The 19,561-nt window shown below is 44.5% G+C and carries 10 protein-coding genes and 1 pseudogene; 5 read left to right on the top strand and 6 right to left on the bottom strand.

The features are described 5' to 3' along the window. Positions 1 to 64: 64 nt before the first annotated feature. Positions 65 to 2,476: a beta-mannosidase gene (locus tag KHN78_RS20655; protein WP_211918724.1), complete on the bottom strand. Its 2,412-nt coding sequence runs from the start codon at positions 2,474 to 2,476 to the stop codon at positions 65 to 67. A gap of 293 nt (positions 2,477 to 2,769) precedes the next feature. On the opposite strand from KHN78_RS20655, the gene KHN78_RS20650 reads away from it, so the two are divergent. The 4 genes from KHN78_RS20650 to KHN78_RS20635 all read left to right on the top strand — a co-directional run bounded on the left by KHN78_RS20650 (position 2,770) and on the right by KHN78_RS20635 (position 9,758). After that, the gene (locus KHN78_RS20650; protein WP_211918722.1) at positions 2,770 to 4,353 is read left to right on the top strand and encodes a BCCT family transporter; all 1,584 of its coding nucleotides are present in this window, start codon (positions 2,770 to 2,772) and stop codon (positions 4,351 to 4,353) included. 335 nt (positions 4,354 to 4,688) lie between these two features. Further along, on the top strand, positions 4,689 to 5,345 hold the full coding sequence (locus tag KHN78_RS20645; RefSeq protein ID WP_211918720.1) for a TetR/AcrR family transcriptional regulator: 657 nt from the start codon (positions 4,689 to 4,691) through the stop codon (positions 5,343 to 5,345). Beyond that, positions 5,332 to 6,660 (top strand): efflux RND transporter periplasmic adaptor subunit, encoded by a 1,329-nt coding sequence (locus KHN78_RS20640; protein ID WP_211918718.1) that lies wholly within the window; start codon positions 5,332 to 5,334, stop codon positions 6,658 to 6,660. Before KHN78_RS20645 ends, KHN78_RS20640 begins: the two co-directional genes overlap by 14 nt. Then, on the top strand, positions 6,657 to 9,758 hold the full coding sequence (locus tag KHN78_RS20635) for an efflux RND transporter permease subunit (protein ID WP_211918716.1): 3,102 nt from the start codon (positions 6,657 to 6,659) through the stop codon (positions 9,756 to 9,758). The genes KHN78_RS20640 and KHN78_RS20635 overlap by 4 nt, the downstream gene beginning before the upstream one ends. A 762-nt stretch (positions 9,759 to 10,520) precedes the next feature. Here the strand turns inward: KHN78_RS20635 and KHN78_RS20630 are convergent. From KHN78_RS20630 to KHN78_RS20620, 3 genes and pseudogenes are all read right to left on the bottom strand, one after another. Next, on the bottom strand, positions 10,521 to 10,787 hold the full coding sequence (locus KHN78_RS20630) for a hypothetical protein (protein ID WP_211918714.1): 267 nt from the start codon (positions 10,785 to 10,787) through the stop codon (positions 10,521 to 10,523). Between the two features lie 300 nt (positions 10,788 to 11,087). Then, positions 11,088 to 14,245, bottom strand: a pseudogene (locus tag KHN78_RS20625) (efflux RND transporter permease subunit). A 13-nt stretch (positions 14,246 to 14,258) separates the two neighbouring features. Then, on the bottom strand, positions 14,259 to 15,416 hold the full coding sequence (locus tag KHN78_RS20620) for an efflux RND transporter periplasmic adaptor subunit (protein ID WP_211918712.1): 1,158 nt from the start codon (positions 15,414 to 15,416) through the stop codon (positions 14,259 to 14,261). A gap of 598 nt (positions 15,417 to 16,014) precedes the next feature. Between KHN78_RS20620 and KHN78_RS20615 the strand changes: the two genes are divergently transcribed. After that, complete coding sequence (locus KHN78_RS20615; RefSeq protein WP_211918710.1) at positions 16,015 to 17,526, top strand: phospholipase D family protein; 1,512 nt, start codon at positions 16,015 to 16,017, stop codon at positions 17,524 to 17,526. A gap of 82 nt (positions 17,527 to 17,608) precedes the next feature. Here the strand turns inward: KHN78_RS20615 and KHN78_RS20610 are convergent, their stop codons facing one another. Next, a complete protein-coding gene (locus KHN78_RS20610) occupies positions 17,609 to 18,289 on the bottom strand; it encodes a hypothetical protein (protein WP_211918709.1) in 681 nt (226 codons plus the stop codon). Positions 18,290 to 18,298: 9 nt separating this feature from the next. Further along, on the bottom strand, positions 18,299 to 19,525 hold the full coding sequence (locus KHN78_RS20605) for an MFS transporter (protein WP_211918707.1): 1,227 nt from the start codon (positions 19,523 to 19,525) through the stop codon (positions 18,299 to 18,301). Positions 19,526 to 19,561: the final 36 nt, after the last annotated feature.

Here is a 19,561-nt window from a genome sequence, read left to right as displayed (position 1 = left end):
AGTGACGTCAAGGTGCAGGATTCAGAGCGGGCTGAACCTAGCATCTCAAGGTTACTTAGGCATATTATGACTGCATCAAATGGTAGACTCGCAACGACCTTGCCATCGCGTTCAAATCACTGCCTAAAAACTCAATTGTTGCCGGTTTATTGGCCAACAACGTCAAACTAGAATCACTAAACTTGCCATCTTTATCGCACTCCAAGTGAACAAAGAACGCAGGCTTATCTGCAACGAGCGTGACTTTGTTGGCTTCAATTGTTACTTCAATATTCGCTCTTTCCATTGGTAACGTTTTTAGTTCATGAGTACTAAACCAAGTGTTGGTGATTTTATCTTGAGCCACTTGCGCTTCTACATAGAAGAACCCCGATTTCAATTCAGACGAATCAAAAGATTCATCCAACTGCCAGATGACGGTATTACTGTCACTAGAAACCGAGTGTTCTAGTGGCCAAGTCTGCTTCACTTCACCCTGCCAATTCACCCAATGCAATTGTGCACTTACATCAACTGAATCTCTGGCGTCATTAAGTAAATGCAGGCTCAACTGGCCAGTATGCTCTGAAAACACCAAGTACTGAGGCGCAAAGAAGCGCTTAGCATGATAATGCAATTGCTTCCAACGACCGCTGTATTCGAGACTCGACCAAGAACTTACTGGCCAGTTATCGTTAAGTTGCCAATACAGCATGCCTCTGCATACCGGAGAGATTGCACGCCAATGATCACAAGCCGTTTTTATGGCCACAGCCTGCTGCACTTGGCTGAGGTATAGCATCTGTTCAAAACCAGAAGGGAAACGGAAGTAACGAGTGAACATCTCGGTGATAATACTATTACCTCGAGGGTTCTTCTGATGCTGTTCAAACGTTGGAGAAGTAACGTTCCAATCTTGCTCTGGCACAAACTGTTTCGTCTCTGCAAACGAGGGCCAGGATTGAAAACCGAATTCGGAACAAAAACGCGGATTAATGTTTAAATAAGCATTAAACGATTTTCCTGAGTGCCACACATCCCAAAAATGCATGTCACCTTTGCTATCGTCATGCCATGCGTCGCCAAAGTCTAGCTCGCCATTACAAGGAGAACTCGGCCAAAAACGACGTGAATCATCTTGCTGTCCAATTACTTGTTCTACCATCCGATTCAAGCGATCGTAGTTCACTGTGTATTTCACTTTGTTGTGCTTTGATTCGTCATACCAACCAATCGCACCAATGACCTCATTATCACCACACCACAAGGCAATCGACGGATGCTCTTTCAAACGAGGGATCTGAAAACGCAGTTCTTGCTCCACATCTTTAAGAAACGCATCGTCAGATGGGTAAAGCGAACATGCGAACATCATGTCCTGCCACACAAGTAGGCCTAATTCGTCGCACAAGTTATAGAACGTTTCACTCTCATACTGGCCGCCGCCCCATACACGAATCATGTTCATATTGGCATCGACAGCACTTTGTAGCAGATTGCGATAACGGCCATCACACTCACGCCCTGGCATCGCATCCACGGGGATCCAGTTCGCCCCTTTGGCATTAATAGGAATGCCATTCACGACAAACTCCATTGCAGAGCCATGCTCATCGGCCTGATTATTCAAACTCAATTGACGCAAACCAAGCTTACGAGACAGTTTCTGTTCACCACATGAAACCGATATCTTGTACAGGTTAGCTTCACCATAGCCTACAGGCCACCAACGCAGAGGCTCGAGAATATGGCATTGAAAGTGATAGTGACCACTTCCCTCAGTATGAATCGATTGAGTCATACCATCTAGCTCAATGATGACCTTATGGCTCTGGTTATCGGTATCTATCTCCACCAGTACATCGACGATAACACTGCCATCGGCTTGCCAGTTTTGATCTGTTGAAAAGCCTTTTAGCCACAATTCGTTGACGACATCAATTTGGATTGGGTCATAAATACCCGACACCATCAAACAAATGCCCCAATCCCAACCAGAATGACATTGCGTTTTACGAATCAAGTTCATATGAGGAATTTGGTTGTTCCCCATCGCGGATGGTATTGGAAACGGTAGATTTTTCGCACGCTCCTCCCCCTCTAAATCAACCCGTGCGAATTCAACACGAATGGTATTCGTCCCTTGTGTTAAATACGGTTTAATGTCGACTCGTTGCTGAGCAAACATGTTGCTGCAAGTCAGTGCTTGCTCACCGTTAATGTAGAAAGTAGCAAGAGTGTCGACGCGCGTTAATGTCATCCACACTTGCTTGGAGGACAACACCGAGGCTTCCACTTCGAATTGACGAGAAATGTGCCAATCACATTGTTCAACCCAACGAACTTTCGCTTCATTATCCGCAAAGTATGGATCGGGAATGAGCTCTGCCTGCAATAACGCCGAAACGTTATCACCAGGCAGTGTCATCACAACATTGATGTCTGGCCGTTGCGGCGAGGTAAGTTGCCACAATCCATTGAGTTCAAAATGAGCCATAGGGTAAGACCTTTAGTTTTTATTAGAACAGGTTGGCTCAATGTAATCTTGAGGTGTCCCTACAAGAATAAGGGGAATGTGATTTACACAATAAATGCGGCGTACTTCACGCAATAGTTTTCACATTTAGAATCAACGCGTCATTTTAAGTCATCACAATTAATCCCGATCTGCGGTTATATTGCTCGGCCCAACGTGCTAGTATTAGCGGCTTTTTGATCATCCTCACACTTTTATACTCAATTGTGTTGAGGGAAATACACGGCTTCCGAGCCCTAAAAAGCGAAGTAATTATGTCGAATATGACGAATGCCGCCTCCCATGCACCCATTCAGGAGGCAGACTATTCCGCCATCCATCCCCCGTCCCTGATCAAGCGTCTTGAACTCACTAACCCAGTCTTTTGGTTAAGTGGAAGCTTCCTTTCTGTTTTCGTTCTACTTGCTCTGACAGATGCAAAATCACTGACTCACATGGTCAATGCAGGCTTTGGCCTTGCAACTCAATACTTCGGAGCCTTTTGGCAAGTATTGCTGCTCCTCAATTTTCTTATTGGCTTGGCCATTGCTCTTGGCCGTACTGGTTACGTACGCTTAGGTGGCATCGCGAGGCCTGAAATCGACACATTCAAATGGCTGTCGATTGTACTTTGTACCCTACTTGCTGGGGGCGGCGTTTTCTGGGCAGCCGCAGAACCTATCGCCCACTTTGTTTCTGCTCCGCCTCTGTATGGCGAAGCCTCTCCTAAAGCTTCTGCCATTAATGCGCTCTCTCAGTCTTTTATGCATTGGGGCTTCCTTGCTTGGGCGATTCTAGGTTGCCTTTCTTCTGTAGTTTTAATGCATCTGCATTACGATAAAGGGCTACCACTAAAACCGCGCACTCTGCTCTATCCTGTATTTGGTGACAGAGCCATTAATGGTTGGATTGGCGATATTGCCGATGCTTGTAGCATCATTGCGGTTGCAGCGGGCACAATTGGCCCTATTGGCTTCTTAGGTCTTCAAATCAGTTATGCGTTGAATTCACTGTTTGGTTTACCCGATACCTTTGTGACACAAACGTTGGTGATTGTGGCCGCTATTCTCATGTATACCTTATCTGCGCTAAGTGGCGTGAGCAAAGGGATTCAAATTATTAGTCGCTATAACATCGTGCTATCTGCGGCGCTTATTGGCTACATTTTGCTCTTTGGCCCAACGAGCTTTATTGTTGATGGTTACGTACAAGGCGTTGGACGAATGGTGGACAACTTTTTCCCAATGGCCTTATATCGTGGTGACACCGAATGGCTAAGTTGGTGGACCGTCTTCTTCTGGGGATGGTTTATCGGCTATGGTCCAATGATGGCGATTTTCATTGCACGTATCTCACGTGGTCGTACTATTCGTCAATTGATTCTCTCTATTAGCGTTGCAGCACCGCTCATCACCTGCTTCTGGTTTAGCATTGTTGGCGGCAGTGGCCTTGCGTTCGAGTTAGAGAATCCAGGCTTAATTTCTTCAGCTTTCGAGGGCTTCAACTTACCCGCCGTTCTGTTAGCGATAACATCAGAGTTGCCATTCCCTATGGTGATTTCAATTCTGTTCTTAATCCTTACCACAACATTTATTGTCACCACTGGTGATTCCATGACCTACACCATCAGCGTCGTGATGACGGGTTCAACCGAACCAAAAGCGATTATTCGTGCCTTTTGGGGCGTGATCATGGGGGCAGTCGCAATCACATTGATATCAATGGGGTCTGGCGGAATTTCAGCCTTGCAATCTTTCATTGTGATCACGGCGGTTCCTGTCTCATTTATTCTATTGCCAAGCATTTGGAAAGCGCCAAGCATCGCCAACCATATGGCAAAAGAGCAAGGGTTGATTTAAGCCCCCGTTTACAATATCCACAGAGCCCTTGATTGGGCTCTTTCTTACCCAGAACAAATCCTCAAATCCAACTATTTGAATATCTGACACCATTTATTAATCTTGTAAACACAACAATAGTGCCCCGTTTAAGGTCTCTACTTTCGCCAAGAAAAATGGGCGATAACACACAAATTCTTAATAAATGTAAATCCATAATAAGCCACATCACCTTAGTGAGTTTTTCTCTCGTCACAAATTAATCGTTTGATTAAATATTGATTAATTTTTCGCATGTCGCATAAGAAATCAGCGGCTTATAATTAATCAAATGTTTAATATTTAGTGAGGCAGTAGTGACGGAAGCTAATCGGCGAGCAGGTAGGCCTACCCAAAAAATCGATGCGCGAGAAAGCCTAATTTTCCAAGCTCGAGAACTTTTCACCATTCTGGCTTATGACAAGGTCTCGACACGTTTGATCGCACAAAAAGCCGGCATTAATGTCGCGATGATTCGCTACTACTTTGGCAATAAGGAAGGACTATTTGAAACCATGTTGAGAGAAACACTCTCTCCCATGCAAAAGCAGATGCAAGCATTGGTTGCAGACAGCTCAGAGAAAAATTTCCTCGATCTAATGCGAACCTACTATCGTGAGATGATCAAAGTCCCCCAATTCCCGCGCTTGATTTCTCAAGTCATGCATATGCCCCCATCCAAAACTCAACGCAAACTGCTAGAAAAAGTCTTTGCAGATATCAGTCAACCGATGCAAGGCATTATTTTCGATAAGTTGGTTGATAGCGGTGTATTGCGAAAAGGAGCAGATCCTAAACTTTGCCGAGTTTCATATATCAGCTTAATGGTGTTTCCATTTATGGCACCACCAGCTCTACTTTCGATGCATGGCATTGAACTTAATGAAGATTTTTTAAACCGCTTATTCGAACACAACATACAACTGATGAAACATGGATTTCTAGACTCGGGCAATCAATATGAAAATGAATAAAAAACTGCTGTTCTTCCCTGCTCTCGCGGTCGGGGTCGTCATTCTATTCTTAGCAATAGCGCTAAAGCCCGACTTGCCGACCAAACCAGCAGGCGATCGTGCGCGTTTAGTCGAAACCATTCCGTTAGAACTAAAAGCCATTGCACCTGAAGCGATCGGATTTGGAAAAATCACGCCAAAAGTAGAATGGAAAGCCATTGCCGAAGTGACAGGCAAAGTCGTCTTTCGTCACCCGCAACTAGAAAAAGGCCAAGTGCTTCAAGCAGGGAGTGAAATCTTACGAATTGATCCTCTCGATTACGAACTGAAACTGGTGCAAGCGCAAGCCGACTTAAAATCTGCTCAAACCTCTTTGGCTAAGCTAACTCAAGAAGAAACCAACTTAAAAAGCACTCTCAAGATTGAAGCTAACCGCTTGGTTATTGCCAATAAAGAGTTGGCGCGCAAACAGAATCTACGCAAAAAAGGCTTAACTTCCCAATCCGATGTGGATCAACAAGAACAAAGTGCCCTTTCTCAGCAAAAGTTGGTACTGGATATCGAAAACCAAATTGGTTTAATGCCCGATGAAAAACGCGTTGCGGAAGCTCTCGTCAAAGTCAACGCATCTAAAGTCGATGAAGCTAAGCGTTCACTCGCCAAAACCATCATCACATTGCCGTATGACTTGCGCATATCCGAGGTCGATATTGAGCAAAACCAAGTGGTCAATCTACAGCAAACCATGATCACCGCACATGGCATTGATGTCATGGAAGTTGAAGCACAATTGTCTATCCACGACATGCAAACTCTCGCGGCAAGCATTGGTGAGTTTGCTCGGGATGAATCAGGCATCCCACAGCCAGATATGAACACTATTCATGCTAGCATCGAGCTAAACAGTGGTAATTTATCTGCTCGCTGGCCTGCCAAACTAGCGCGCATCAGTGAAACAGTCGACCCTAGCCAAGCTACCGCAGGGGTCATTCTAGAAATAGAACAAGACTATCGAATGTTAAACCCAACCTCTAACCCCCCATTGGTTAATGGCATGTTTGTACGTGCACGTATTGAGGGCCAAGCGAATCCAAGTTGGGTTATCCCTGAGCGCGCGTTGCATGGTGACAAGATCTACTTAATGGGAGAAGATAATCGACTCAGCGTGATCAAGGTTGAAGTACTCTATCGACGTGATAACCAAGTGGTCGTTGATGGCGAACTCGAGCAAGGGCAAAAGCTGATCCTTAACGATTTACTGCCCGCAATCAATGGCATGTTATTAAAAGAAGCGTCTCCAGACATGGACAAATCTGACGAGGGGTCTGAATCATGATTCGATTCTTTGCAAAGCACCCTACTGCAGCCAATTTGCTCATGCTGACTTTGCTTATTTTGGGCATATCGTCGCTGTCGACGATTAAGCGTGAGACGTTTCCCGAATTTGATCCTCCTTATATTTTAGCGGGAGTCGTTTATCCGGGTGCCTCACCACAAGAAGTTGAAGAAAGCATTTGTGTGCGTATGGAGGATGCCGTCGATGGCCTAGCAAACATTGAGGAAACACAATGTGAGGCAATCGAGGGGTCAGCCCGACTAATACTAAAACTCAATGAAGACGCCGATATTGGCCGGATGTTGGTCGATGTTCAAACCCAAATTAATGCCATCAACGACTTTCCTCAAGAAATCGAATCACCAATGGTGCAAGAGCTTGATTGGAACGAACCCGTGGTTGATGTCGCCATTACCGCTGATACCACTTGGCCAGAGCTCAAAGCGTATGCAGAACAGCTTAAGCGAACGTTAAAGTTAGATTACGGCGTGTCATTGGTCGACGTTGCTGGTTTTTCTGATCATCAATACCGCATTGAGCTGGATATCCAAGCTATTCGGCAATTAGGGCTTAGCGTTGGTGATATTGCCGAGCAAATTGGACGCCAAAATGTAAAACTGCCGAGCGGTAACGTAGAAACACCGGATAAAAACTTCTTAATTCGATTTGATGAGCGTCGAATCACACCAGAAGAATTGGAGACCATTGTTGTCGGTTCTGGCCCGAATGGCTCGATTATTCGGTTGCGTGACATTGCAACTATTACCGACCGCTTTGAACTCGATGAGCAAAAAGTCTTATTCGACGGTCACCCATCCGCTTTATTGAAAGTGAGCAAAAACAAAGAAGATGATGCCCTACGTATAAAAGAACGTGTCAGCCAATTTGTTCAAGATCAGCAAGCCATCGCTCCAGATGGTGTGATGTTGCAAATGACAAATGACCTATCCTCCGTTCTCTGGGATCGCCTCACCATGATGGTAAAAAATGGTTGGCAAGGTATCGTTCTCGTCTTTGCAACCATGTGGCTATTCTTCAGTTTTCGGTATTCATTCTGGGTTGCAGCTGGCCTGCCTGTCGCATTTTTAGGCGGCTTATTTCTGATGGCTCAACTAGGGCTTTCGATCAACATTATGTCACTCGTCGGTTTGCTCATGGCTATCGGTATTATGATGGACGACGCGATCGTGATTGCAGAATCCATCGCGTCACATCTAGACCGCGGCGAAGAAATCGATGATGCAGTTGTTAAAGGCGTGAAGAAAGTGCTGCCGGGGGTTATTTCTTCCTTTCTTACCACCGTCTGTATTTTTGGTAGTTTACTATTTCTACAAGGTGAAATGGGCGCGGTGCTTAAAGCGGTACCCCAAGTGCTGATTTTGGTGCTTACCCTAAGTTTGGTCGAGGCGTTTTTGATCTTACCCAACCACCTCTCGCACTCTTTGCACAAGCAAAAACAAGATAAACCGACCGCTAAATTTAAACAAAAATTATTAGATTCATTCGAGAACTTTCGCAATACCACGTTGGTGAATGCGGTCGACAAAGTTGTAGAATATCGTTACGCGTTTATCGGCGGAGTGATCGCGCTACTGCTCATTTCAGCGGCAACGCTTGTTGGGGGAATGCTCAAATTCCAGCCTTTCCCTGAATTAGATGGCGACATTGCCGAGGCGCGGATCATTCTTCCACCCGGTTCTTCTTTGTCTCAAACAGAAGCCGTGGTCGACAAAATTGTTGCTTCAGCGCAAAAGCTTGATAAAGCATGGTCTGAGAATGAAGAAAATGGGCAGCCACTCATACACCACATCACCAGTCAGTTTAACGCGAATGCAGATGCGAATGAATCAGGCCCACACATTGCCACAGTTCGCCTAGATTTATTAGGCGCAGAAAGCCGTAATACGCTAATTGATGATTTTATTGCAGCATGGCGTGATGATGTTGGGGAATTAGCTGACCCTATATCCTTAGTCTTTAAACAACCAACCATGGGACCAGGAGGCCGAGCGATTGAGATCCGTGCTAAACATGACGATCTTGATGCACTGAAAGCCGCATCCATCGATATTCAACAATATCTTAATGAATTTGATGGCGTTCACGGCATATTAGATGACATGCGCATGGGTAAAGAAGAAGTGTTGGTCAAACTACGTCCCGGAGCAGAAGCCTATGGTATCAACGGCCAACTGATCGCTAACCAACTTCGCGCGGCGTTCTTTGGTCAAACAGCTGATGAAATTCAAGTCGGGGTAGAGAACATTTCAATTGAAGTGCGTCTCAACAAAGTGCAAGCCGGGGATTTACAACAATTGGCAAATTTCCCAATCATTTTGTCCGATGGGAGCCAAATTCCCCTTGCAACGGTTGCGACTCTCGACTTCCAACGTAACTACGTTCGTATTCAACGCATTGATGGACTCCGCACAATCAGTGTATTTGGGGATATCGATAATACCAAAGCGAACTCCACTGCCATCATTCGACAATTTCAAAAAGATGAAGCGCCAAAACTTATCCAGAAATATCCTGGGCTGCGTTTTGACTTTGAAGGTGAAGCCAAAGATACCGCGGAAACAGGGGCATCAATGGGTAAAGGATTCTTACTTGGATTGTTTGGCGTATTTGCCATTTTAAGTTATCAATTCCGCAGTTATCTGGAACCCTTTGTGGTCATGCTTGCTATTCCACTCGCTTTTATTGGTGTGGTTTGGGGACATATTTTGCTTGGGCACTCGCTAAGTATGCCAAGCATGATGGGCTTTGTTTCATTGGCGGGAATCGTCGTGAATGACTCCATTCTCTTAGTGCAATATATTCGTCATCACGTAGATGAAGGGGACAGCGTTCACGACTCGGTAGTTAAAGCTAGCCGCGAGCGCTTTCGGGCTGTATTCCTTACTTCCATGACGACCGCTGCTGGCTTGTTGCCTCTGCTGACGGAAACCAGCTTACAAGCTCAAGTTATTCAGCCACTGGTTATCTCCATTGTGTTCGGTATTTTTGCATCAACATTGCTCGTGTTATTTATGATCCCCGCAGCCTACGCCATTTTGGCCGATTTTGGCTTAGTTCATAAACATGAAACCATTTAATTTATCCGCAGAATTCTGCCTTAAATAATTGGATAATCGAAATGTAAAGAGAGTGGCAAACGTCGCTCTCTTTTTCGTTAGCCTCAGCTAGGGATAATCTAGACTTGCTTATCCCAAGTTGAGGTTATTTAATCTTTACTCACAAAACACACAAACCAGCAACATTTAACGCCAATTCGCGTCAATTTACACTTAAATATGAAAATTCATTAATGGAGTGGTGGGAAATTTTCATAACAAAACTGGATGCAAAGATAGAAATTATTCAACTTATCGAATTAAATGCCTGTTTTTGAGCAGTAAAAAACACACCTAACCAACACATTTTTAATCATACACAACAAAAATGAAATCATTAATTCGACAATTAACATTTCAACAATGATTTCAACAATGTTAACTTTAACCTCGTTGGTCGCACTGGTGGTATGCCCCTCACCAAGCCTATTATCAGTTTGATATGGACGTTCGACCATCTCCAAAATGAATAGACACCTAAGTTGGTGCCCTTTTTCGCCCGTGAAGGTTTTCTTTGCGGGCTTTTTTCTATCTATTGCATCCCTATACCTAAGTGACTTCAAGGCACTGAATCCACAGCTTTATCATTGACTCGAGGGGCTTGGGTATACACACAAAAAAGCCAAGCGATAAAGCTTGGCAAACAGAGCAACAAGTTCAATGTCGACTGCTAACTAACATTGAGCTCGTATGAGAGTCACTCTTGGTTATCACTCATTCTAGTGACAAACCGTCTGTCAGAAACTAAGACTTACTCGCTTCCGTTTTCTGGCATTTGATTTTAACCAATTGGGCTTGTTGTTCTTTGATATGTTTAACGATACGTTCGTCACGTTCATCAATGGCGTCCATATTCATTTGTTCTATGTCAGCGACGGCTTCATGCTTCATCGTTGTAAATTCTTGACGTAAATCTGCACTCCACTCTTCTTTATCTAAAGTGTTAGCAGCAGTGATTGGCGATGACATTACAGCAATAAGACCTAGAGTAGAAAGAAATACGCTATGCATAATAAGCTCCTTTAGGATTAGCAGTTCATTGGTTTACAATTTATACATTGCACATAGAATGCCAACTTTTTAAAGCCTTAATATCAACAACTTAGGTTTAATTAAATAATTCCCGCTTTTACTTAATGGCGAAATTCACACACTGAGGGTTAAATTAACCAACGCTATTTTTGAATAACTAACCATTCACTCTATTTATAGTATAACCTAGTCGAGTTAAGATGCGGTTACCCCCCAAAAAACGACGCACAAAAAAAAGCAGCTCAAGAGCTGCTTTAGTTAGCGTTTCAAAACGATGAATTAACTTTGCGTACTTTGATCGCCAAGTTGGGTTTGCTTATCTTTTCTGAGTCTACCAAATATGCGCCCAAAAAATCGCTTAACCGCTCGGAAGATATCTTTAATATCCTCTAACATGAGGTACAAACACGGCACCAAAATGAGCGTTAGGACGGTTGCAAATAGAACAGCAAAGCCAAGCGCGACCGCCATTGGAATGACAAAGCGTGCCTGTAGGCTCGTTTCAAACATAATTGGTAGTACGCCCGCAAAGGTCGTGATAGACGTCAGTGTAATGGCTCGAAAACGCGCGCACCCCGCCTCAACAACCGCTTGCTTAATGCTCATCCCTTTTTCACGCACTTGGTTGACGTAATCGGTCATCACTAATGAATCATTAATTACTACACCAGCCGCCGCGATCAATCCAAAGGTAGACATCATGCTTATGTCCATATCCAACCAAAAATGCCCCCAAATAGCCCCCGTTAAGCTAAACGGAATCACTGACATCACGATTAATGGTTGGGTATAACTCTTTAATGGCACAGCAAGCAGGATGTAAACGATGATCATACCGGCAATGAAGAACATGATCTGTTCATTACGTTGCGCGACTTGTTCTTCGATATCACCACCAAGCTCCGTTTTAACACTTGGGAACTCACTCTGTAAGTCTGGCAAAATAGTGTCGTCAATGATCTTCACCACTTCTTGTGGTTCCACCAGTTCTTCATCGATTGAGCCGTAGACATAAACCGTTTGGTATCCGCCCTCGCGTCGAATCGTACTCACCCCAGGCTGCTCACTGATATTAACCACATCGCCCAACATCACTTTTTTGCCTGCCGGTGTTGTGATCACGGCATAACGCAATGATGAGAACGCTTCACGAGTCAGTTGAGGGTAACGAACCATGACTTTAATTTCTTCGCCATCTCGAATGATGCGCTGTGCTTCACCACCGTAGAAGCTCCCACCAACTTGCTCAGCAACCATTGTCAGATCTAAGCCAAGGTCATAAGCCACTGGCGCTAAAGACAGCAGGACCTCTTTACTGCCTGAATCGATGGATGACGACACATCATACAGCCCCTCTTCTTGCTGTAGGCGACCAATCAGATAACGGCCCGCTTCGTTAAGCTCATTGATATCTGAACCAAACAGCAAATAGCCGAATTCATCACGATCACCACCACCAGCACTTTGCTCACGAATCTTAAAGCTCTTCATACCAGGAATTGTTGGCATAGCTTCTCGCCAACGTCGTGCTAATTCAAACGTGTTGAAAGGACGCAGTTCTTCATCAACAAGCGGCACTAAAATACGCCCTTCAGTGCGACTTCGATTGTAAGACAGGACATCTCTAATCATCCCTTGTCCGTGCTCATCAATGGTTTGATTCTCAATTTTCTGCATCACCCCTTCAATGGTTTTCAGCGCATTGATGGTTTGTTCACTCGAAACGGTATCATTCATTTCGATCGTCACCGCAGGGTAATCTGTCGGTACTTTAGGATTTGGAATCACTCGAACGTAATTTGAATTGACGAGTGCCGCACTGATAACAAGTAAACCACAAAAACCGCAAACACCGTCCAACGCCAATGCGTACAAGTGGAAACAAAGCGTCGATAAGGCCCGTTCACGAAACCGAAAAAGCGTTGGTTAAAGCGATCTCGCCAACTCCCTGGCTTAATCGGAGTGAAATTGGTATGTGCTAAGTGCGCTGGCAGGATGAGCTTTGATTCAATCAAACTAAAAATCAAACACAAGATCACGACACCGGCGATACCGTAGAAGAAAGCACTGTCTATTCCGCTTGATAATAAGAATGGAGCGAAGACGGCAATTGTCGTCAGAACCCCAAACGTCGCAGGCGTTGCCACACGTTTAACGCCACGAACAACATTATCTACGCCCCCACCTTTTTCTTCAATTTCACTATAGGCGCTTTCTCCAGTGACGATGGCATCATCAACGACAATCCCGAGTACCATAATAAAAGCAAACAATGAAATGACGTTTACCGTGATACCAAACATCGGCATCAGCATTACCGCCCCTAAGAAACAAACGGGTAAGCCAACCATAACCCACATCGCGAGTCGGAAACGTAAGAAAATCGACAACATGATGGCGACCAAAGCGGCGCCTTGAAGTAGGTTTTTCAACATCATGTCCAATCGGCCATTCAGATAGTACGTCATATCGACAAGCACTTTTAACTGAACATCATCAGGCAACGTTTTATTCTTAGCCTCTATGTACTTACGAACCGACTCCGCTACAGGAATGATGTTTTGGTCACGAGTCGCTTGTACCGCCATATAGACGGCATTTTGACCAGAATATTCGAAATAACGGTCTTCTTCGGTAAAGCCATCTTTAATGGTCGCAATATCTTGCAGCAACACTTTTGCACCATTTGCGCCTAATTTTACCGGAATATTGCGAAACTCATCGCCATGATAGTATTGGTTTTCAATACGTACCGCGATCATGCCTGCGTTTGTCTTTACTTCACCGGCCGAAAAGTTAGCGGAATAACGACGAATCGCGTTACTCACATCATTCAAGGTGAGGTCGTATTTGCGCAGAACCAGAGGGTCTACTTCAATAGCGATCTCTTCTTCTGGAGCACTGAGATCAACCAACATGATGTTTTTCAGTTGTAGAAGTTCATCTTCAACTTGCTTAGCAATAGGTTTAAGCTCTTCAAGAGGACGGTCCCCTACCAAGCCCATTTCTATCACCTCTTGGCGCCATTCAACCTGATAAACGTTGATGGGTTCCATGCCTGCCGGTAGATTAGATAAAGTATCCGTCCGCTGCTTTACATCGTCCAAAACGCGCTTAATATCTGCATTTACATCCACTTCAATCGAGACATGCGCACTGCCTCTAGACGCCCGTGCAACGGTTTTCTTGATGCCGGTAACGTCCTTGACCGACTCCTCTATTTTAACAAGGATACTCTCTTCAATTTCTTGTGGAGAGGCCCCAGGGTAAGCCGCACGAATATTGATGTAGTTCACTTCAACGTTCGGGAACATCTGGCGTTGGATAAATATGAAGCTCACGATCCCCATAATGATAATAAACATCATCATTAGATTCGCGGCGACAGAATTATTGGCAAAATAGGCGATTAAGCCTTTTTGTTGTTTCTCTTCCATGATGGACTCCTACTTACTGCACGACGGTTTCGGAGTCGTTATTCTTTTTTGCCACTTGGACTGTCATGCCTTTTTGCGGATATTCTGGTAGTGTTAACACCAGCTTATCTGATTGCTCTAAGCCCTCGCCCACAAGCAAAAATTCACCTTCGGCACGCAAAACATTCACCGTACGTGGCTGCAGTTCATTTTCTTCATTCACCACCCAAACTGTGCGGTTTTTTACCAATTCTTGAGGAAGACGATAAATATGCTTCAACTCTTTACCGGTGAAGCTCACTTCCACGTAAGAACCAAATTTGATTGGTGGCTTTTTATTATCTAAGCCATATGGGTCTCGGACCTGTATAACCATGTTGATCATGCGAGTTGCGCTATCAATCATACCAAGATCGCGAACCACTACCCCCTCTCGAGTCGTAGACAAAATACCTTGCTGCGTGACGGTTGCTCTTAACTCAGAAACCGACTCTGGGAGAAATGCACTGTCAAACCCAGCAATCGGGACATGAATTTCTGCAACTTCAATATTGTTTAACGTTGCCACTCGTGACCCTGATGATACAAACTGACCTACGCCAATTTCACGTTCAACCACTAGCGCATCGTAAGGAGCAACGACTTTGCAGTTTTCCAGATCTCGCTTAGCACGCTTCAACGCCGCTTGCGCTGATTTAACTTGAGCTTGGGCGCTTAATACATGAGGCTTACGCAAGTACAAATCCGTAACTTGCTTATCGCTGAGCTTTCTTGCTTGTCGCTTCGCCACTTCGGCTTTTGCTTCTTCTTCAATTAAGGTGGCGCGCGCACTTGCTAGCCCGGCTTCTGCTTGTAAAACTGCCGCTTCATAGTTATCGCTTTCTATCGTAAACAGCACTTCTCCGCGTTTTACTATGCCTCCTGTGACAAAATTAGGGTGCCAGCTGATCACCTCACCACTCACTTGAGCCGCTAAGTGGGTTTTCTCAAACGGCACCATTTCGCCGTGACTTGTGATCACCACTTTATGGTCTGTAGGGAACAAGGAAGAGGTATGGACGGTCGGATCACCGATCGCTGTTTTTGTTGGTTCTTTCTCTGGGGCCGTTGCGGCAATAGCGGCATAGCCCGCATAAGAGCCACCCACGACAACGAAAGGCAGTAGCCAACGGAAGATTGGTTTTGCTAACATCAAAAATCCTTTTTTATTGTAGTAATCACCGATTCACCCCTAAGACTCTCGTCTTTCCACTATGTTAAAATCATATTGATCAATAACTTAGATTTTCACTCCCCAAGGGTAAATGGTGAGATATTCGCATCTGAAATAGACAGCTTTGTAATGAGGTAGCGAGCACATAGGTTATGTTCTTCCGCCACAAAATCACTTTCCATAGAAAGTTAATAAAATTAACAAAAAGTTAACCACTTGTGCAAGTCATGCTCCATTACACCTAATCTTTATACGCAATCCATATGCCAAAAGTTTACTTATTAATATTCAACAACTTAGAGTATTTGGGAGATTTTCTTTAGCGCAGTATTGGCAATTACCACCAATTATTAGTGATATTAACCATTTGAGTACGAAACATAATGAAAAAACATAATATTGTCCGTCTGGAAAATAGAGAAGAAAAAGCAAAACTGCGACTCAATGACACTTCGACAGATTACCTGCTGTTATTCCTTGATATATAATCAAAGTAATCTCAATAAATGGAATTCACAGCGTTATCATTGATTCTAATTCAAAGAAAATAACGCAATGGCAAACAAGGAAGTGTGCATTGCCCCATTCTCTCTCTAAAGTACTTTTGAGCTCTATTTTAATTTTGCTTTCAGCTTGCTCATCGATACAGCCTCGAGACCCAAGTGAAAAATCGACGAGCTTTCACTTCGGCTACCAACAAGATTCTCCTTTGGCCGCTTTTTTCGAAGACTATGAACAAGATTCGACCACCGCTTTTGTTCCTTTACACCAAGGTGATGAGGCCCTGTTAGCAAGAATTGCCTTAATCGAATCTGCCGAAAAAAGCCTCGATTTACAGTACTACATCTATCGAAGTGATGAGACCAGTCAATTGATGACATGGCGTTTGTATGAAGCGGCACAACGGGGCGTTCGCGTTCGCCTTTTGCTCGATGATATGCAAAAACGCAATGATTTAGGTATGGCAGAGCTCAATGCGCACCCTAATATCGAAATACGTCTGTTCAACCCTCATCAATATCGTGATGCTCGCGTCTTAGCATTGGCGAGTGACTTCACCCGCCTAAATCGACGTATGCACAATAAATCCCTTATTGCTGACAGTGTTTCGGCGATCGTTGGCGGCAGAAACATCGGTAATGAGTATTTCTCTTTTGAATCCAGTGTCGAGTTTGGTGACTTCGATGTCATGCTATTTGGTGAAGCCGTCACTCAAACGGCGGATCAATTTGATCTCTATTGGAACAGCCTCTACTCCGTGCCAATGGAATGGATCATTCCTGAGTCAGACAAAGTCGCAGATGAAGTGATTCAAACACAGGTGAAAAAACTACGCTTGGAAGAAAAGTTCTCTTCCGGTAATTATAACTTTCGAAAACTCGATCTATATGAAGATCTGGAGCAAGGCACACTCAACCTCTATTGGGGCCCAGCCCAAGTTTGGTTTGACCTTCCGGATAAAATCGCCACGCAAGAGAGCCAATTGATCCACAACTTAAGTGAGCTGCTTGCAAGCGTAGAGTCTTCCTTTGTTTTGATTTCACCGTATTTTGTTCCGACGGAGTCCGGTACTCAAGCGTTAGTCGACGCAACCAAACGTGGTGTGGATATCACTATTGTTACCAACAGCCTAGCATCCAACGATGTATTTGCCGTGCACGGTTGGTATGCAAAATATCGTCAGGACTTAGTGGCAGCGGGAATCAAGCTTTGGGAAGTGAAAGCCAGCGCTGAAGTAAAAAGCAAATGGAGTTTAACAGGCAGCAGTCGCTCTAGTTTGCACGCCAAAGCAATGATGATTGATGGTACGACCTTATTTGTTGGTTCAATGAACTGGGATCCTCGCTCTGCCGAACTCAATACTGAAATGGCAGTAGTGATAGAGCAATCAGAATACGTACAAGAATCTTTGGCGAGATTACCAGCACAACTCAAACAAAACGCTTACCAAGTTGTGGTTCGCGATGGTGACATTGCATGGATTGATGCTACAACGGGCGAAACTTTCGATTCAGAGCCTGAAGCCAGCATTTGGCGAAGACTTGGCGCATGGTTTTCCGGAATCTTACCCATCGAAGATCAGCTATAACCTGTCATCATGATGACACTCGTCCATTTAGTGTTGCTAAATAGCCATTGATGATAAGGCCTCGTGAGTGAGGCCTTACTTTTTATGCCGGTTGTTCAGTCGGCGTTACTTTAGGTTTTCCACTTGCGAGCGCTAAAATAACCCCTAGCGCAACACCTAGGCTAGCCGCAAACACAACTTGAAATGCCGGCGGCAATAAGAAAGTAATCGTATGAGCCGGAATCCAAAATAGCGGAATGGTCTTTTTAAACACAAATCCATATTGCACATTCCAATCAATTTGGCTGAACTTTTGAGTCATATTGATGGGTTTAATCAGTGCCGAAATCGAACCGTTGTAATCGGCGATATGCAAGTCTGTGATTTTATGTAAAGTCATAAAAATTGGTGCAAAAATCAAATTAAGGCCAAGGCTGATAGACAGCGCGGTCAGCACAGGACCTGCCTCAGGTAAGAACTTGTTCAACACAACAGGATCGCCAACCGCAAACACAACAAACGCCGCTTTGATCACAACACCTAATACGTACCAGACGATCATCTTCGGGATTACGCCAAAGCCTTTTATTGACCATGAACCAGTGCGAATTCGCTGCCCTAGCACCTCGCCAAAGGTTGCTAAAATGGCAAATTTAACCCCCGACATCGCAAAACCATGCTGGTCGGTAATGGTAATAAAAGCCTGATAAACAGAGTCAAAAATAAAAAATGGGCTAAGAAAAGCCAGCACTCCTAAAAGGACTGCTTTATCCATAGTCTTCATAATGTTTCCTTAAGGGTAATGTTTCGGTTGGTCAATGTGTTGGTCATGCCTAAGCTCGCGGTACTTGTTGCCAAACAGTAAAACAACACCTACCGAAGCCGTCATCGCCGCCACTAAAGGGATATGATTCATGCCTAGAGACGCCGTTACTAACGAGTTAACCACGCCTGAGAGAAAGTTACCGATTCCAGCAATAGCCATAAAAATCGTCAGCGCCATTGATTTGGAGCACTCACCAGAAAGTTGCGCTGCTTGAATTTGAGAGCTGGCCATCATAAACGGCCAAGTACAGCGATTAACGAAAACCATGCAGAGCACAACAAACATCAACTCTGGTTGGTAATAAAACGCACAATATGCTAGTACAATGAACACCATCGCTTTGACTGCGCTCGAAGAAATGAGCACGTTGTCCGCACCAAATCGCTCAGTGAGCTTTCCTACTATAGGATAGAAGCTAAGCGCGATAATGCCGCTGATACTGACCACGGAACTTGAGTGCTCTGGGGCAATTTGAAATACTTCTCGCATCAACACAGGGAACGGCAAAAATAGAATTTGGGCAGCAAAACAGAGCAGCCCCCAGCCAAGTGCCATTATGCCAAAAGGAGATAACACCAGCTTTCTCACTTGTTGCGATTGCTGCTCCGGACTGCGTTTTCGAATAAAAGATTTGTTAAAGTCTGGTACCAATACTAAGGCAAGTAGACTGGTGACGATCATCACCATGCTTGCTCCCACAAAACCGACCGCAGGAGCATCGATTCTTCCGGCGATACCAAAACCGATCACTTCTCCAATTATAAAAGCAGCAATCAGCATGCCTGTTCGTCCATGCCATTCTTTTTCTTCATAGCGTCGAACAATCAGCAAATTGAGAATAGAGTACCCTATCGCATAGATAAGCCCCTGCACGAACATATTGATGAACAAGCTCATGACACTTTGTGAGTACTGAACAACAAACGCTAAGCAGGCATTAATAAGAAATAAACCCGACAGCCAAATTTTAGGCGTGCCCCATTTATCAATGTATTTTGAAAACCAAGGACCAATCAAAGGCCCAGCAGTCCAAGCGGACATGATCAAACCAATCTTAGCTAGCCCAGAGTCGAAAGAGGCCACAACAAATTGTGGAACCAACATAATGCAGAACCCGACGTTAAATGCGCCAAGAACCACCATAAAAAGATACCAAGGTTCAATCTGTCGCCATGATGCTCGTAATGTATCCATAACGTAAAACGGGAAAGCATTTCGCCTTCCCGCCCC

This window comes from Vibrio sp. B1REV9, from assembly GCF_905175395.2.
Classification (GTDB): domain Bacteria; phylum Pseudomonadota; class Gammaproteobacteria; order Enterobacterales; family Vibrionaceae; genus Vibrio; species Vibrio alfacsensis.
This window is presented reverse-complemented; position numbering and strand designations above follow the sequence as displayed.

Bases quoted from the DNA above. Each gene is read 5' to 3' on its own strand.
- KHN78_RS20655 (WP_211918724.1), bottom strand. From the start codon at position 2,476: ATGGCTCATTTTGAACTCAATGGATTGTGGCAACTTACCTCGCCGCAA.
- KHN78_RS20610 (WP_211918709.1), bottom strand. From the start codon at position 18,289: ATGAAGACTATGGATAAAGCAGTCCTTTTAGGAGTGCTGGCTTTTCTT.
- KHN78_RS20630 (WP_211918714.1), bottom strand. From the start codon at position 10,787: ATGCATAGCGTATTTCTTTCTACTCTAGGTCTTATTGCTGTAATGTCA.
- KHN78_RS20620 (WP_211918712.1), bottom strand. From the start codon at position 15,416: ATGTTAGCAAAACCAATCTTCCGTTGGCTACTGCCTTTCGTTGTCGTG.
- KHN78_RS20650 (WP_211918722.1), top strand. From the start codon at position 2,770: ATGTCGAATATGACGAATGCCGCCTCCCATGCACCCATTCAGGAGGCA.
- KHN78_RS20635 (WP_211918716.1), top strand. From the start codon at position 6,657: ATGATTCGATTCTTTGCAAAGCACCCTACTGCAGCCAATTTGCTCATG.
- KHN78_RS20640 (WP_211918718.1), top strand. From the start codon at position 5,332: ATGAAAATGAATAAAAAACTGCTGTTCTTCCCTGCTCTCGCGGTCGGG.
- KHN78_RS20605 (WP_211918707.1), bottom strand. From the start codon at position 19,525: ATGGATACATTACGAGCATCATGGCGACAGATTGAACCTTGGTATCTT.